The sequence below is a fragment of the Achromobacter sp. UMC71 genome (assembly GCF_014170305.1).
Lineage (GTDB): Bacteria > Pseudomonadota > Gammaproteobacteria > Burkholderiales > Burkholderiaceae_B > Achromobacter.
The window spans coordinates 29,396-44,871 of record NZ_LZZT01000013.1 but is presented as its reverse complement, the minus strand read 5'-3'; the positions used below and the strand labels follow the sequence as shown (position 1 = coordinate 44,871).

Here is a 15,476-nt window from a genome sequence, read left to right as displayed (position 1 = left end):
GGGGAGGGCTGGGCTGCGGGGGGTGTTGCGGTTCTGCATTCGCGGAATTTTATTGGAATAAAATAAGGGTTAACACCGATATTCCCTTGGGCTGGGCTGCGGGGGGTGTTGCGGTTCTGCATTCGCGGAATTTTATTGGAATAAAATAAGGGTTAACACCGATATTCCCTTACCTCATCAAAGTTCGAATGCCGTTAGGCAGAACCCGATTCCAATGCCCGATCTCGACGACCGCGACCGTAAATTATTAACGCTGCTGGCTGATGACGCCTCGCCGAGCTATGCCGACCTGGGCAAGCAACTGAACCTGTCGGCGCCCGCCGTGCACGAGCGGGTCAAGCGCCTGAAGCGCGACGGCCTGATCAAGGGCATCGCCGCCAAGCTGGACGGCGCCCGCATCGGCCGTCCGCTGCTGGCCTTCGTGCACGTCGACACCAATAACTGGAGCATCACCCAACAGGTGCTGGGGCTGGCCGAACTGACCGAGGTCGAAGAGATCCACACCATCACCGGCAAGAGCGCCATGCTGCTGAAAGTGCGGGTGCGCGACACCCAGGCGCTGGAGGCGCTGCTGGCGCGCATCCATCAGATCGACGGCATCACCAACACTACCAGCGATATTGCGCTGACCAGCTACCTGGAACGCGGGCCGCTGCCGGATGACGCGGCGTAAAGGGCGCGCCGGGCCGCAAGCAGGGGCCCGGCGCGCCCTTTAACGCGCTGGGGCGCGGCGCAGCCGCAGGCGGGTGATTTCCGACGGCGCGCCCAGGCGCTTGGGCGGGCCCCAGTAGCCGGTGCCGCGGCTGGTATAGACCCACATCCTGCCTTGGCGGTGCAGGCCCGCCGTGAATGGCTGCTGGAAGCGCACGAAGAACCCCCACGGGAAGAACTGGCCGCCATGCGTGTGGCCGGACAGCTGCAGGGTATAGCCCAGCGGCTCGGCCGCGGCCGCGCTGCGCGGTTGGTGCGCCAGCAGGATCTTGGGCAGGGCGTCTTGCGGGGCGCCGGCCAGCGCGGCCTTGGGGTTGCTGCGCTGTTGCGGATCGAACGCGCCCGCGCTGTAGTCGGTGACGCCCGCCACCACTACGGGCAGGCCGGCGGGGTGGATCACCACGTGTTCGTTCATCAGCACGCGCAGGCCCATGCGGCGGAATTCCGCCACCCAGGGCGCGGCGCCCGAATAATATTCATGGTTGCCGGTGACCAGGTACACGCCGAACGGCGCGCGCAGCTGGCCCAGCGGGCTGGCCTGCGCCGCGAGCTGTTCCACGCTGCCGTCCACCACGTCGCCGGTGATGGCGATCACGTCGGCGGCCTGTTGGTTGACCGCGTCGACGATGGCCTGCACGTAGCGCTTCTTGATGGTGGGGCCGACGTGGATGTCGCTGATCTGCACGATGGTGAAGCCGTCCAGGTCGGCCGGCAAGCCGGCGATCGGCACGTCCACCGTCACCACCTGGGCCCGCCGACGGGCGTTGTAGAAGCCGACCAGCGTGGCCGCCAGCGCCAATGCGGCCACGGCTAGCGCGCTGCCGCGCCGCAGCCCGGCCCAGGGCAGGCCGATGCCGGCGGCCAGGTCGATCAGCCAAGTGACCAGCAGCAGCACGTCGCGCAGCACCGTCAGCACGAATAGCGACGAGAACAGGCCCATCGCAATCAACCCGACCCAGGCGATGCGGTCGCCCCAGGGCGGATGCACCGACGAGCGGCCCAGCATGCCCAGGGGGATCAGGATGCACGACAGGATCAGCAGCAGGATGGCGGTGGCGGTGCCCGTGCCGGCAAAGCCGGCATCCGGAATGAGGCGGGCGCCGACATACACGTGGGCGAGGGCGCCCAGGGTCAGAAAGCGCAGGAAGAATGAGGATTGGCGTAGGGACACGGGCGGCGGGGCACGGGCCGGCCAGGGAGCCGTCCCACGGGTAGCGAAGGAACTCCCATTCTATGCGTTGTGCGGGACGCCCTGCGCGCGTAGCGGCCGCCTGACGGGCAGCCGGCAGCGGGCTCTCGACGGGGCTGCCGCTCAGGCTGGCGCCAGCAGCTCGGTCCCCAGCTCGGCCAGGCCGTTGACGCCCAGCATGGCCATGTTGCGGTCGACCTCGGCGCGCAGCAGGCCGATCGCATGCGACACGCCGGCCTGGCCGCCCACCGCCGCGGCGTAGTTGAACGGGCGGCCGACGAACACGAAGCGCGCACCGAGCGCCAGCGCCTTGAGCACGTCGCCGCCCCGGCGCACGCCGCTGTCCATCATGACCGGCATGGCCCCGGCCGCGGCCACCACGCCCGGCAGCGCGCGCAACGGCGAGATGGCGCCGTCCAATTGGCGGCCGCCATGGTTGGACACGATCACGCCGTCCGCGCCGTGCTCGCGCGCCAGCCGCGCGTCATCCGGGTGCAGGATGCCCTTGATGATCAACGTGCCCGGCCACTGGCGCCGGATGCGCGCCACGTGTTCCCAGTTCAAGTGGTCGCGCGCGCTGAAGTCGCGCAGCACGGAGGCCGACACGATCGGCGCGCCGCGGGTCGCGAACGAATTTTCGAAATGCGGCATGCCGTGATTGAGCAGCGTGCGCAGGAAGGTGCCGGCCAGCCAGCGCGGCCGCGTCAGGCCGTCCCACGCCAGCCGCAGGCTGGGCTTGAGCGGGGTGGAAAAGCCGGTGCGCACGTTGTTCTCGCGGTTGGCGGACACGGGGATGTCCACCGTCTGCACCAGCGTTTCGTAGCCGGCCCGGGCGGCGCGCGCGATCAGCGCATCGATGCGCGCCGGGTCGCCGGGCAGGTAGGCCTGGAACCAAGTGCCGGGCGCTTCGCGGATCACGTCTTCCAACGGAATCAACGCCGTGCCGCTAAGGATGGCGGGGATGCCTTGTTCGCGCGCGGCCCGCGCCAGCACGATGTCGCCGCGGTAGGCCGACAGCGCGCTGATGCCCATGGGTGCGATGCCGAACGGGGATTCGTAGCGGCGGCCGAACAGCTCGGTATGCTGGCTGCGGCTCGACACGTTCACCAGCACGCGCGGCTGGAAAGCGTAGCGGCCGAAGGCCTGGCGGTTGGCGAGCAGGGACTGGTTGTCTTCGGCCGCGCCGGCCACGTAGCCGAAGATCGGGCGCGGCAGGCGCCGGCGGGCGGCCGCCTCGAAATCGTCCAGCGACAGCATGCGCGCCAGGGCGCGGGGCAGACGGGCGGGCGCAGCCGCGGCGGCGGGCGTGGCGGGGAGGGTCGTGGTCATGGCGGGCGGCTGAAAAGCCCACAATCTACCGGCACCACTTCATCGTATAAAGCGAATAAATACGGATAATCTATTTCGCTTTTATGGATATAGGACAGTCTGAGACCCGCGGCCGCCGCCAGCGCTGTTCTGCGTCCGGCCAAATAAAAGGCGCCTTTGCCCAAGGGCGAAGGCGCCTTGCGTGCCTGGACAGCCTTTTAGCCGTGCGCCGGCAGCGCCAGCAGCTCGCCCATGCGCACGGGGCCGCGCACGGACGGCGTGTCGGACCAGCGCACCTTGCCCGGTCCGAACAACACGATGGCGGTCGATCCGAGTTTGAAGCGGCCCATCTCGGCGCCTTTTTCCAGATGGATCGGCGCGCGCGCGGCATCGTCGTAGCGCACGGCCTTGACGCGGCGCTTGTACGGCGTGACCAGCCCGGCCCAGACGGTTTCGATCGAGGCGACGATCATGGCGCCGACCAGCACGACGGCCATCGGGCCGTGTTCGGTATCGAAAATGCAGACCACGCGTTCGTTGCGCGCGAACAGGCGCGGCACGTTGCGGGCGGTCAGCGGATTGACCGAGAACAGCCGGCCCGGCACGTGGATCATTTCGCGCAGCGTGCCGGCCACCGGCATGTGGACGCGGTGGTAGTCCTTGGGCGACAGGTAGATGGTGGCGAATTCGCCGCCCTGGAACGGCGCGGCGCGCTCGGCGTCGCCGCCCAGCAGATCGGCCAGGCCGTAGCTGTGGCCCTTGGCCTGGAAGATGCGGCCATGTTCGATGGCGCCCATCTGGCTGATGGCGCCGTCCGCGGGACAAAGCACGCCGCCGGGTTCTTCATCCAGCGGGCGCGCATCGGGCTTGAGCGCGCGGGTGAAGAAATCGTTGAAGCAATCGTAGGCCAGCGCGTCTTCTTGCTCGGCCTCGCGCATGTCCACGCCGTACTTGCGGACAAAGCGCGAGATCATCCAGTTCTTGACCGCGGGTTCTCGGCAATCGGAGGCGACTCCGAAGAAACGCGACACCAAGTGGTGCGGCGCGAGATACTGGCTGGCAAGGAATAGTTGGTCTTTGATCGGCATCTAAGAGCGCTAAAAAACGCGTCCCGCGGACAGCGGGACGTGGTTGGAGGTTGTCGCGCGCGGATCGGCCTGTGGGGGCCGGGCCGCAAGGGCGTGCGCGCGTGCAATCGGCGAGATTGTAACGCGTTCAACCGCGAATGGACGGCCAATCGCGCAAGGGCGCCGCGGCCCCATGCGATGCCCGATCCGCACGCCGCGTCAGGCGGTGGCCTTGGCCGCCAGCTTGGTCTTGTAGAGCCATTCCTTGTAGTCGTCCAGGTCGCCGTCGAACGGGCTGACGCGGCCGTCGGCCACGATGATGAACTGGTCGGTGGTGGCGCGCAGCAGGTGGCGATCGTGCGAGACCAGCACCAACGTGCCCTCGAACTGCGCCAGCGCGGTGGTCAGCGCTTCGCGGGTTTCCAGGTCCAGGTGGTTGGTGGGCTCGTCCAGCAGTAGCAGGTTGGGGCGCTGCCAGACGATCAGCGCCAACGCCAGGCGCGCTTTTTCGCCGCCGGAGAACGGCGCGATCGAACTGGTGGCCATGTTGCCGTTGAAGTTGAAGCTGCCCAGGAAGTTGCGCAGTTCCTGTTCGCGCACGGTGGGCGCGATCTTGGTCATGTGCCACAGCGGCGATTCGTCGTGGCGCAGCATCTCGACCTGGTGCTGGGCAAAGTAACCGATCGACAGGCCCTTGTTGAACTGCGTGTCGCCGGCCAGCGATTCGAGGTCGCCCGCGATGGTCTTGATGAAGGTCGACTTGCCGGCGCCGTTGATGCCGAGCAGGCCGATGCGCTGGCCCGCCTGCAGCGAGAAATTGATGCCCGACACGATGATCTTGTCGGATACCGCGCCGCTGTCCTCGTCGGTGTTGCGATAGCCGGCGCTGACCTTGTCCATGGTCAGCAGCGGATTGGGCGCCCGCAGCGGTTCGCGGAACTCGAACGAGAATTCCGCGGCCGCGCGCAGCGGCGCCACTTCTTCCATGCGGGCCAGCGCCTTGATGCGGCTTTGCGCCTGGCGCGCCTTGCTGGCCTGCGCCTTGAAGCGGTCGATGAAGGACTGCAGGTGCGAGCGCTGGCGCATCTGCTTTTCCATCATGCCCTGGGCCAGCTCCAGCTGGGCGGCGCGCTGGCGCTCGAACGAGGAGTAGTTGCCCGAGTAGCGCTTGAGCTTGCGCTCGTCGATGTGGACGATCACGTTGACCACGCCGTCCAGGAAGTCGCGATCGTGCGAAATTACGATCAGCGTGCCCGGGTAGCGCTTGAGCCAGTCTTCCAGCCAGATGATGGCGTCCAGGTCCAAGTGGTTGGTGGGCTCGTCCAGCAGCAGCAGGTCGGACGGGCACATCAGCGCCTGCGCCAGGTTCAGGCGCATGCGCCAGCCGCCCGAAAAACTGGTCAGCGGCAGATGCATCTGCGCCTGCGTGAAGCCCAGGCCGGTCAGCAGCTGTTCGGCACGCGAGTGCACCGTATAGGCGTCGGCATCGGCCAGCGCCGCATAGATGTCGGCCATGCGCAGGCCGTTCTCGGTGCTTTCGGGTTCCGCTTCCAGCGCAGCCAGCTCGGCTTCCAGCTTGCGCAGGGTCACATCGCCGTCGATCGCGTATTCGATGGCGGGGCGGTCCAGCGCCGGGGTTTCCTGCGCCACGTAGGCCATGCGCCAGCTGGCGGGATAGTCCAGGTCGCCCTGGTCGGCATGCAGCGTGCCGCGCAAAAGCCCGAACAGGCTGGACTTGCCGGCGCCGTTGGCGCCGATCAGGCCGATCTTGTCGCCGGGGTTCAGCAGCAGGTCGACCTTGTCGAGCAAGGGCTTGACGCCGCGCATGAGTGAAACTTGTTGGAAGCGGATCATGAATCGTGTGGCTGGGGTGGCGCGGCAAGGCGCGCGGCTAGGCTCCCGCCACAGGGTGCGGCGCAAAAAAAGGAACCTGGGAGAGATCGCGCGGGCGGCGCAGGCCGTATCAGCAAACTAGCGGCAATTGCCGGGCGCGAAAGGCGGAACGAGGCAGCGCCTGTCCGATCGTGGCCAGTATTGTAGCTGGCCGCGCGCGCCGGCGCTTGGGCAGGCAGGCCCGGGCGTTTGCGGCGGCGTTGGTGGCCGCATCGCGGCGGGGCCGCGGCGCCCGCTGTCAGGCCGCCATGGCGGCGATGGCCGCGGCCAAGGCCAGCAGGCGCTCGGCCTCTTGTGCGTGCAGGTTTTCCACCAAGGCGCCGTCCACCACCGCCACGCCCTGGCCGGCGGCCTGGGCCGCGCGCCAGGCGTCAAGGCGCTTGCGGGCGCTGGCCAGTTCGGCCTCGCTGGGCGCAAAGGCCGCGTTGGCCGCGGCGATCTGCTTCGGGTGGATCAGCGTCTTGCCGTCGAACCCCTGGTCGCGCCCTTGGACACAAGCGGCGGCCAGGCCGGCGTCATCGTCCAGGTCCAGGTGCACGCCGTCCAGCACGGCCAGGCCATGCGCCCGGGCGGCCAGCACCGCCATGGATCGGGCCACCAGTGTTTCGTGGCGCTGCGGCGTGTGGCGGGCATGCAGGTCCTTGACCAGGTCCGAGGTGCCCACCACGATGGCGGCCAGCCGGGCATGGCCGCCGGCAATCGCGTCCAGCCGCAGAAAGCCCAGCGGCGTTTCCAGCATGGCCCACAGCGGCAGCGTGGCGGGCGCGCCGGCCGCATCCAGGGCTTGCGCCAAGGCCTGCAGTTGCGCGGCCGACTGCACCTTGGGCAGCAGCACGGCATCGGCGCCGGCCTGCGCGATCGCGTGCACGTCGTCCTGGCCCCACGGCGTGTCCAGCGCGTTGATGCGCACCACGCATTCGCGCCGGCTATAGCCACCGGCGCGCAAGGCTTCGGCGACTTGCTGGCGCGCCTGCGCCTTGGCGTCGGGCGCCACGGCGTCTTCCAGGTCCAGGATCAGCGTGTCGGCCGGCAGGCTGCGGGCCTTGTCCAGCGCGCGGGCGTTGGCGCCTGGCATATACAGGACGGAACGGCGGGGGCGGGCGGTAACGGGCATGGCAGGCGGATTGAAAGCGTCAGGGTTTGTTGTTGCCGACGATCTGCACCGGCATGGTGCAGACATAGCCGACGCCATAGACGGTGCGGATGCCCATGTCGCCGCCGGCCTGCGCACGCAGCTTGCGCCGTAGCCGGTGCATGTGGGCATCCAGCCGGTGGGTGTCGTAGGCCTCGGCGCTGGCGCCCAGGGCCTCGACCAGGCGGCCGCGCGACAACGGCAGCGGCGCGGCCTGGATCAGCGCGCCGATCAGGCGGCTTTCGGTATCGGTGATGTCGACGTGGATGCGCTTGGGCGAGACCAGCACGCGGCGGCCCGGATCGAAGCGCCAGGTCTCGGCGGCGGGGGCCTTCGGGTCGGTGGCCGGCACCACGCGCAGGCGCCGCGACAGCGACACCAGCGTCGCGCCCAGCTCGGCCAGGTTGACGGGCTTGGTCAGGTAGTGGTCGGCGCCCAGGCTCAGGCCCGACACTTTGTCTTCGCTGAGCAGGCGGCCGGTGAGCATGATGATGCCCATTGACGGATAGGTGGTACGCAGATGCGACACGCGCGCCAGGCCATCGCCGTCCGGCAGCATGGCGTCCAGCACCAGGATGCCGGGCGTGATGGTCAATAGCAGTTGGTCCAGTTCGGAGAGCGAGCCCGCGGTGAGGATGGCTTCGCCCAGGCCGAGGTCGTGGATGTATTCGGCAATGGTGTCGCGCCAGTCCCCGTGATCGTCAACGATGATGATGGTCACGGCGCCGGGCTAGTCAGTACGTAAGGCGCTCCGAGGGCAAACACGCTTTCCGCTCCTTTCATGCAACGGCTTCTTATTAGTGTGGATGAGTCCGCCTGGCGCGATGCCGGCTGGCGCGCCATCCGGCCTGATCCCTGGCGGCGCTTCGCGGAGAATATCACTATCGACGTTGCGGCGGCGCAGCGAATCCGCGCGGCTTCGTCTCGGGGGCCGGGAGCGCGTGCGCGGGGATGGGGTTGCTCAAAAATTGACCAGCCCCTGCGACAGCCTTGTGACGGCCACCAGGCCTGCGCGTGCGTTGTTTTTATCCACAGTTTCTGTGGATAAAAACAACGCACAAAGTTATGCACCGCGGCGTGTCATCACGCGGACCGCGTACGGTGTTTCACGCCGTGGGCACGGCGGGCTCCGACAGGTACTCCACCGGCACGCCTTGCGGCACCTTGCGCACGCGGTCGCGTTCGATGCGGGGCGGGGCGAAGCGGGTCTTGCGCGCGGCGGCGTTCTGCAGCAGCACCGACAGCACGGCGCCCTTGTCCTGAATCCAATGGGTTTTGCCGCGCAGCAATTTCATCGCGTTCTCGGCGGTTCCCAATTTGTAGGACATGGAGTTGATCTGGACCGAGGTCTTGCCGTTGAAGACGGCCTCGTCCTGTTCCGTGATGGCCGCGGCGTCCAGGTTGTTGCTTTCGTGGTCGATGCGGTAGACGAACTTGATATTGCTGAACGGGTCCAGCACCACGACGAGCTTGTCCGATCCCGAGACGTCGGACAGCATGCCGATGACCATCGATTCGACCAACTGGTTGCCCCGTTGTTCTTCGGTGTAGATGAAGATGCTGCGGCGATTGTGTCCGAGCGGCGCGGGCGGGGCGGGGGGAGAACGATCCATACCTGACTTGAAAAGTGCGGGACGGGCGGTGGAAAGCTTGCCCCGCTGCACTGCGTTAACGGCGCCCGGTTGCTGGAACTTGAGCGCCGGCCGAAACAAAGAGCAAGGATCGCGGGGGTGACGGCTACTGGCGGCGCAGGCGGGCCTGCAGGCGCGCTTTGACCGAGGGCCAGTCCTCGTCGAGGATGGCGAAATAGACCATGTCGCGGGTACGACCGGACTGCGCGATCAGGTGTTTGCGGAACACGCCTTCCTCGACGCCGCCGATGCGCAGGATGGCCTGCCGCGATCGCGTGTTGGACGCCTCCGTCTTGAACACGACCCGCATGATACCAATTGTTTCAAAGGCGTGCTGCAATAAAAGCATCTTGGCTTCGGTATTGGCGCCGGACCGCTGGCTGGCGGGCGACAGCCAGGTGGCGCCGATCTCCAGGCGCCTATGCGGCAGGGCGATGTCCATATAACGCGTGGTGCCGATGACCTGGCCGTCGCTGCGGCGCACGATGACGAACGGCAGACAGGTGCCCGCCGCCTGGCCGGCCAGCGCGCGCTCGACATAGCGGCGCATGTCGCCGGCCGATTCGACCGGTTCGGGCTGCAGGCGCCACAGCTCCGGGTCCAGGCCGACGGCGGCCAGCGCATCGGCATGGTGCAAGGCCAATGGTTCAAGGCGCACGATAGCGCCTTCAAGGGTGACGGGCTGCAAGGGGGCGGGCGTAGGCATGCACGGGGCTCCGAAAGGACGCCGCAGCCGGTGGCGGGCCACCGCGGCCAGCCCGAGGGCGCCGCCAGATTCTACGCCTGGCGAACGTGCTTGCACGAACCTCGCGCCGGGGCGCAGAATGCCGCGCATGAAAACAGACGTGATAGTCCTGGGCGCCGGCATCATCGGCGTGAGTACCGCGCTGCATTTGCAGGCGCGCGGCCGTTCGGTGACGTTGCTGGACCGGCGCGGTCCGGGCGAAGAGACCAGCTACGGCAACGCCGGCCTGATCGAACGCGCCAGCGTCATTCCCTATGCCTTTCCGCGCGACTGGCGCAGCCTGCTGCGCTATGCCGGCAACCAGACGCCCGACGTCAGCTATCACCCGCGTTTCCTGCCGCGCATCGCGCCCTGGCTGCTGCGCTACTGGTGGCATTCGGCGCCGTCGCGGCTGGCGCGCGCGGCGGCGGCCATGCTGCCGCTGATCGAGCGCAGCGTGGCCGAACATGACGCGCTGAAAGACGCCGCGGGCATCGGTCATCTGTTTCGCCGCAATGGCTGGATCGACGGCATGCGCACGCAGCAAAGCCTGGACCGCGCCGCGGCCGAGGCCGCCGCCTTGGCGCCGTATGGCCTGGACTACCAAGTGCTGGACCGCCAGGGCCTGACCGCGCTGGAACCCTCGCTGTCGCCGCGCATGGTGGGCGCGATTCATTGGCGCGATCCGGTCAACGTGTCGGACCCGGGCGCCGTGGCGCGCGGCTACGCGGCGCTGTTCCAGCAGCGCGGCGGCGCGCTGGCGCGCGGCGATGCGCGCAGCCTCGAAGCCGCGGGCAGCGGTTGGCAGGTGAAGGGCGTGACGGGCAGGGTCGAGGCGCCGGACGTGGTCGTGGCGCTGGGGCCGTGGTCGCCCGACGTGCTGCGGCCGCTGGGCTACCGCATTCCGATGGCGGTCAAGCGCGGCTATCACCAGCATTTCGCGCTGGAGGACGGCGCGGCCTTGTCGCATCCGGTGGCCGATATCGACAGCGGTTTCGTGGTGTCGCCCATGACGCTGGGCTTGCGCTTGACCACGGGGGCTGAATTCGCGGCGCGCGATGCGCCGCCGTCGCCGATCCAGATCGAGCGCACGCGCGCGCTGGCGGCGCAATTGCTGCCGCTGGGCGAGGCGGTGGAGAAAAAACCTTGGATGGGTTGCCGGCCCTGCATGCCGGACATGCGGCCGGTGATCGGCGCCGCGCCGCGCCACCGCGGGCTATGGCTGGCGTTCGGCCACGCGCACCACGGCTTCACGCTGGGGCCGGTGACCGGCAAGCTGCTGGCCTGCCTGGTGACGGGGCAGGAGCCGGAGATGGACCCGGCGCCGTATGCATTGAACCGCTAGGGCCTGTTAATACTAGAAGGAGCCTCGCGGGTTTGCGCAAGCGGCGCCGCTTCCCGGCGGGGCCGGCAAGCGGCGCGTTGCGCGCGGCAGGATCAGGCGCCCAGCTTTTCGCGGCGCTGGCGCACCGCCAGGGCCAGCGTATCCAGCACGGGCAGCGTCTGGCTCCAGCCCAGGCACGCGTCGGTGATGGACACGCCGTGGCGCAGCGGCTGGCCGGGCTTGAGGTCCTGGCGGCCTTCCTCGAGGTGGCTTTCGATCATCACGCCGGTGATGCGGCTGTCGCCCTGGGCGAGCTGGGCGGCGATGTCGCGCGCCACGTCGATCTGGCGCAGGTGCGACTTGTTGGAGTTGGCGTGCGAGCAGTCGATCATGACCTGTTCGCGCTGGCCGGCCGCGCGCAGCACCGCGCAACAGGCGTCGACGCTGGCGGCGTCGTAGTTGGGGCCTTGCTTGCCGCCGCGCAGGATCACGTGGGTGTCTTCGTTGCCGCGGGTTTCGAAGATGGCGGCCATGCCCATCTTGGTCATGCCCATGAAGGCGTGCTTGGCGCTGGCGGCGACGATGGCGTCGGCCGCGATCTGGACGCCGCCGTCAGTGCCGTTCTTGAAGCCCAGCGGGCAGCTCAGGCCCGAGCTCAGTTGGCGGTGGCTGGGGCTTTCGGTGGTGCGCGCGCCGATGGCGCCCCAGGCGATCAGGTCGGCGATGTACTGCGGGCTGAGCAGGTCCAGGAATTCAGTGGCGATGGGCAGGCCCAGTTCGCTGATGTCCAGCAGCAGTTCGCGCGCGCGGCGCAGGCCTTCGTTGATGCGGAAGCTGCCGTCCAGGCGCGGGTCGTTGATGTAGCCCTTCCAGCCGACAGTGGTGCGCGGCTTTTCGAAGTACACACGCATGACGATCAGCAGGTCGTCCTGGTATTGGTCGGCGGCGGCGCGCAACTGGCGCGCGTATTCCATGGCCTGGCCGTGGTCGTGGATGGAGCACGGGCCCACCACCAGCACCAGGCGGTCGTCGCGGCCATGCAGCACATCGGCGATGCGGGCGCGGCTCTGCTCGACCAGCGTCTGGATGGCCGGCGAAACCGGCAGCTCGTCCTGCAGCAGGGCGGGCGAAATCAGTGGGCGCACCGCACTGATGCGGGTGTCGTCCGTACGGGTATTGTCCTGGGTGGAGTCGGCCGTACCGACCTCGCGGTCGTGCAGGGGGTCGTCAATGCGGGTCAAGGGAAGCTCCGTGCCGTAGATGCGGGAAAGACCACTATTATCGCACCGGCGGCGGGCAGGCCGTACCGGCGGCGTCGTGCGTGTGCGTGACGGCGGGCCTGGGCAGCCTTCACTAATTAATAGTGACTAGCCCGTCCTGGGTCAAGGCGCGGCCGCCGAAGATGCCTTAGCATTAGCAGAACGCGTTCCAGCAGCCCGCCGGAAAGGCCTACGATCCAGGATTTGCGCGATGCCCAAAACCGACACCGGCGCGAACCGGCGGATTCTCCTCGTGGAAGACCACCCGGTGGAACGGGCTTATCTGCAGAACCTGCTGCTGGCGCTGGGCTATCGGCGGGTGGCGGGGGTGGGCAGCAGCAACGAGGCCATCGGCACCCTGGCGCGCCAGTCCTACGACGTGGTGGTCAGCGACATCGTCATGGGCGAGGGCGACGGCACCCGCCTGCCCAACGAACTGCGCCGGCTGTTCGACAGCGGCCGGATCAAGCACATGCCGCCCATCATCTGGATCAGCAGCTTGTCCGACGAACTGCTGCAATCACACGTGCGGCTGGCCCTGCAGGCCGGCTGCCCGGCATCGCAAGCGCTGTCCAAGCCGGTGTCACGCACCGCCATGCAGCACGCCATCAAGCACGCCTTGCACAGCATCGACGACGACCTGGCGTCGCCGCGCCAGACCTCGGTGCGGCGTGACCTGTTGGAAGCCGAACTGGGCCAGGCCCTGGCCTCGGGCGAGGGCATGAGCGTGGTGCTGCAACCCCAGGTCAACCTGACAACGGGCCGCGCCGTGGCCGCCGAGGCGCTATCGCGCTGGCGTCATCCCGCCCTGGGCGCCATTTCCCCTGCCGACTTCGTGCCCGCGGCCCACCGGCTGGGGCTGGACCTGATGCTGTTCAATCGCGTGGCCGGCCGCGTGGTCGAAGTGCTGGCCGCGATGCATGCCGAGCACATCGCGGTGCCGATCGCCATCAACGCGTCCGCGTCCACCTTGTGCGCGCCCGACCTGCCCGAGATGCTGGAGCAGCGCGTGGCGCAAGCGGGCCTGCCGGCCCGGCTGGTCAAGGTGGAACTGACCGAAGACGAACCCGTGACCGACTGGCTGATGCTGTCGTCCGCGCTGAACCTGTTGCGGGTGCGCGGGTTCGAATTGGCAATGGACGATTTCGGCGCGGGCATCGCGTCCATGCGGCTGTTTTCCGCCATGCCTTTTACCGAACTGAAGATAGACCGCGATTTCATTGTGCACATGCACCGCGAGCCGGCCTCGCGCGCCGTGGTGGCGGCGGCCATCGAAATGGGCCGCGCGCTGGGCCGCCGGGTGGTGGCCGAAGGCGTCGAGCAAGAGCGCGATCTGCAGCTGCTGCGCGAGCTGGGCTGCACGGTGGCGCAGGGCTACGGCATTTCCATGCCGCTGGCCCCGGCCGATTTCATCGAGTTCTGCCGCCAGCACTAGGCGCTGGCGGCGGCGCCGTGGCCGCTCAGAGGCCGGCGACGTCGATGTTGCCCGGATAGTCGACCGAGAACTTCAATACGGTGTCGCGCGATTTGCCCGGCTCCAGTTCCCAATTCCAGGCCAGCACGCCGTCGTCCTCGCGCTTGATGTCGCGGTCGGCCGGCGACAGCAGCTTGACCTCGATCTTCTCGTTGCGCGACACCGGCAGGCGGTCCTTGAAGGTGACCTGTTCCTTGGTGGCCTTGTTGTTCTTGACGGTGATCTTGTACTCGTAGGTCACGCGCTTGCCGTTGCCCGAAAAGCCGGTGCTTTCGGTAAACCGGTTGACCAACTGGCGCTTGATCGAAATGCCGTCATCGGCACCCATCGACAGCTCGACCTTTTCGCCAGGCATCACGGCCTTCATGGCCGAGGCAGCCACGAAGGCGTCGTCCAGGAAGGTGTTCAGCGTGCCCGCCAGGAACGGGAACTCGGTGTTGTTGCTGGCCTGCGCGGTCAGGTACACGGCTTCGCGCAGCGACGGCGTGGACTGGTATTGCAGCGTCGCGGGCAGCTTGGCGGTCGTGATGGCCACGCGCTGCACGCTGTTGTCGGATGGCAGCGTGGCGGGGGTGCGGATCTGGAACGACGCGCTGGTGGCGGCGGACTGGACCTCGGCGGTCGAGACCTGGGCCGCTTCCGGTTCGGGTACCGCGTCGACATAGGCCATTTCGGCCGGCGCGGCCTTGGGGGCGAGCTTGGCGCGGGCGTCGTTGCGCATCACCGGCGCCGCGGCGGCCACCGGCGTGGGCATAGGCGGCGGCGGGGCCGCCACGTCGATGATCCAGGGATTGAGCTTGGGTGCGCCGCCGCCCAGTGACGGGCGAGCCGTGGACAGCGTCAGCTTGACGTTGTTCCAGTCTTCGCCGGTGCTTTGGCGGATGACGCCGAAGTAGCCCAGGTCGACGCTGCGGTCGGCGGGACGCAGGCGCGCGTCGTAGGCGGGCGTCCAGCGGGCGCCGGCCACGGCATACGACACGTCCAGGTCGAGCTTGCCGGCGCGCGCCAGGTTCACGCGCAGCGTGACGGTCTTGGTGCGGCGGTTCAATTGACCCTGCAACTGGCCCAGCTCGCTTTGCGCGGCGCTCAGTTGGCGTTCGAGGTCTTCGCGCTGTTCGGCCACGCGGCGCAGGCCGGCCAGGGCGCTGCTGAGCGTGTCGGCGCTGAGCGCCTGGATGGCTTTCAGTTCGTCCAGGGTGGGGCGCGGGCCGTCCTTGGCGGGCTCGGTGGCGCCGCGCTGCATCATGGCCACCAGTTCGCGCTGGTTATCCAGTACCGCGGCCTGGTCATCCAGGGCGGCCTGCTGGCCCTCGAGCTTGCGGATCTGGTCTTGCAACTGCTTGACGCGGTCGTTGGCGGCGTCGGCCTGGAACGCGTCGCGCACCTTTACGTCGAGCAGCGTGGCCTGGCCGGTGCTCTTGGCCGAGACCTGCAGCGAGTTTTCCTGCAGGCTGGCCGGCAGTTTTTCCAGCACCAGCTCGTGTTCGCCCGCGGGCAGCTCGCTGCTGGCGCTGCGGGTGACGACCGCGCGGTCCTGGTAGACCGTGACCGCACCGATGGAAGAAGCCAGGCCGGCGGCGGCGGCAAGGCCAGGAAGCGTGGCAATGGCCAAGGCCAGGAGAGTACGTTGCACGAGAGCACCTTTGGGCAGGTTGACCGGGTCCGGCCCCCCGTGATGGATCGGCCGGCCCGGCGATAGCGCGACAATTTACAGGGCGCCGCGCCGGTCGGGTTTACAGAAGATGACAAAAGCGACAGGGCGAT

At 68.2% G+C, this 15,476-nt stretch carries 13 protein-coding genes; 3 read left to right on the top strand and 10 right to left on the bottom strand.

Annotation, left to right across the window (positions count from 1 at the left end; all coding sequences use genetic code 11):
* Positions 1-214 precede the first annotated feature (214 nt).
* A complete protein-coding gene (locus tag A9974_RS05860; RefSeq protein ID WP_183003213.1) occupies positions 215-673 on the top strand; it encodes an Lrp/AsnC family transcriptional regulator in 459 nt (152 codons plus the stop codon).
* A gap of 39 nt (positions 674-712) precedes the next feature.
* On the opposite strand, the gene A9974_RS05855 is transcribed toward A9974_RS05860, so the two are convergent.
* From A9974_RS05855 to A9974_RS05820, 8 genes are all read right to left on the bottom strand, one after another.
* Entirely contained in the window at positions 713-1,882 is a 1,170-nt protein-coding gene (locus A9974_RS05855) for a metallophosphoesterase (protein ID WP_183003212.1), read from the bottom strand.
* Between the two features lie 141 nt (positions 1,883-2,023).
* Complete coding sequence (locus A9974_RS05850; RefSeq protein ID WP_183003211.1) at positions 2,024-3,229, bottom strand: alpha-hydroxy acid oxidase; 1,206 nt, start codon at positions 3,227-3,229, stop codon at positions 2,024-2,026.
* Between the two features lie 197 nt (positions 3,230-3,426).
* A complete protein-coding gene (gene asd, locus A9974_RS05845; RefSeq protein WP_183003210.1) occupies positions 3,427-4,296 on the bottom strand; it encodes an archaetidylserine decarboxylase in 870 nt (289 codons plus the stop codon).
* A 198-nt stretch (positions 4,297-4,494) separates the two neighbouring features.
* Entirely contained in the window at positions 4,495-6,129 is a 1,635-nt protein-coding gene (locus tag A9974_RS05840) for an ATP-binding cassette domain-containing protein (RefSeq protein ID WP_183003209.1), read from the bottom strand.
* A gap of 277 nt (positions 6,130-6,406) precedes the next feature.
* Positions 6,407-7,282 carry a CoA ester lyase gene (locus A9974_RS05835; RefSeq protein ID WP_183003208.1) on the bottom strand — a complete coding sequence of 292 codons (876 nt, stop codon included), beginning with the start codon at positions 7,280-7,282 and terminating at the stop codon, positions 6,407-6,409.
* Between the two features lie 19 nt (positions 7,283-7,301).
* Positions 7,302-8,021: a response regulator transcription factor gene (locus tag A9974_RS05830; protein WP_183003207.1), complete on the bottom strand. Its 720-nt coding sequence runs from the start codon at positions 8,019-8,021 to the stop codon at positions 7,302-7,304.
* Between the two features lie 385 nt (positions 8,022-8,406).
* A complete protein-coding gene (locus tag A9974_RS05825; protein ID WP_183003206.1) occupies positions 8,407-8,913 on the bottom strand; it encodes a hypothetical protein in 507 nt (168 codons plus the stop codon).
* A 124-nt stretch (positions 8,914-9,037) separates the two neighbouring features.
* Positions 9,038-9,637 (bottom strand): GNAT family N-acetyltransferase, encoded by a 600-nt coding sequence (locus A9974_RS05820; protein ID WP_183003205.1) that lies wholly within the window; start codon positions 9,635-9,637, stop codon positions 9,038-9,040.
* Between the two features lie 127 nt (positions 9,638-9,764).
* On the opposite strand from A9974_RS05820, the gene A9974_RS05815 reads away from it, so the two are divergent.
* Complete coding sequence (locus tag A9974_RS05815; protein ID WP_183003204.1) at positions 9,765-11,000, top strand: FAD-binding oxidoreductase; 1,236 nt, start codon at positions 9,765-9,767, stop codon at positions 10,998-11,000.
* A 92-nt stretch (positions 11,001-11,092) separates the two neighbouring features.
* Here the strand turns inward: A9974_RS05815 and A9974_RS05810 are convergent, their stop codons facing one another.
* A complete protein-coding gene (locus A9974_RS05810; RefSeq protein ID WP_304503306.1) occupies positions 11,093-12,220 on the bottom strand; it encodes a 3-deoxy-7-phosphoheptulonate synthase in 1,128 nt (375 codons plus the stop codon).
* Between the two features lie 229 nt (positions 12,221-12,449).
* Between A9974_RS05810 and A9974_RS05805 the strand changes: the two genes are divergently transcribed.
* A complete protein-coding gene (locus tag A9974_RS05805) occupies positions 12,450-13,673 on the top strand; it encodes an EAL domain-containing protein (RefSeq protein ID WP_183003203.1) in 1,224 nt (407 codons plus the stop codon).
* Between the two features lie 25 nt (positions 13,674-13,698).
* Here the strand turns inward: A9974_RS05805 and A9974_RS05800 are convergent, their stop codons facing one another.
* A complete protein-coding gene (locus A9974_RS05800) occupies positions 13,699-15,345 on the bottom strand; it encodes a mucoidy inhibitor MuiA family protein (RefSeq protein ID WP_370539578.1) in 1,647 nt (548 codons plus the stop codon).
* Between the last annotated feature and the right edge of the window lie 131 nt (positions 15,346-15,476).

What these genes read in the sequence shown, in the direction of transcription:
- A9974_RS05860 (WP_183003213.1), top strand. Translation starts at nt 215, where the DNA reads ATGCCCGATCTCGACGACCGCGACCGTAAATTATTAACGCTGCTGGCT.
- A9974_RS05850 (WP_183003211.1), bottom strand. Translation starts at nt 3,229, where the DNA reads ATGACCACGACCCTCCCCGCCACGCCCGCCGCCGCGGCTGCGCCCGCC.
- asd (WP_183003210.1), bottom strand. Translation starts at nt 4,296, where the DNA reads ATGCCGATCAAAGACCAACTATTCCTTGCCAGCCAGTATCTCGCGCCG.
- A9974_RS05840 (WP_183003209.1), bottom strand. Translation starts at nt 6,129, where the DNA reads ATGATCCGCTTCCAACAAGTTTCACTCATGCGCGGCGTCAAGCCCTTG.
- A9974_RS05835 (WP_183003208.1), bottom strand. Translation starts at nt 7,282, where the DNA reads ATGCCCGTTACCGCCCGCCCCCGCCGTTCCGTCCTGTATATGCCAGGC.
- A9974_RS05825 (WP_183003206.1), bottom strand. Translation starts at nt 8,913, where the DNA reads ATGGATCGTTCTCCCCCCGCCCCGCCCGCGCCGCTCGGACACAATCGC.
- A9974_RS05820 (WP_183003205.1), bottom strand. Translation starts at nt 9,637, where the DNA reads ATGCCTACGCCCGCCCCCTTGCAGCCCGTCACCCTTGAAGGCGCTATC.
- A9974_RS05815 (WP_183003204.1), top strand. Translation starts at nt 9,765, where the DNA reads ATGAAAACAGACGTGATAGTCCTGGGCGCCGGCATCATCGGCGTGAGT.
- A9974_RS05805 (WP_183003203.1), top strand. Translation starts at nt 12,450, where the DNA reads ATGCCCAAAACCGACACCGGCGCGAACCGGCGGATTCTCCTCGTGGAA.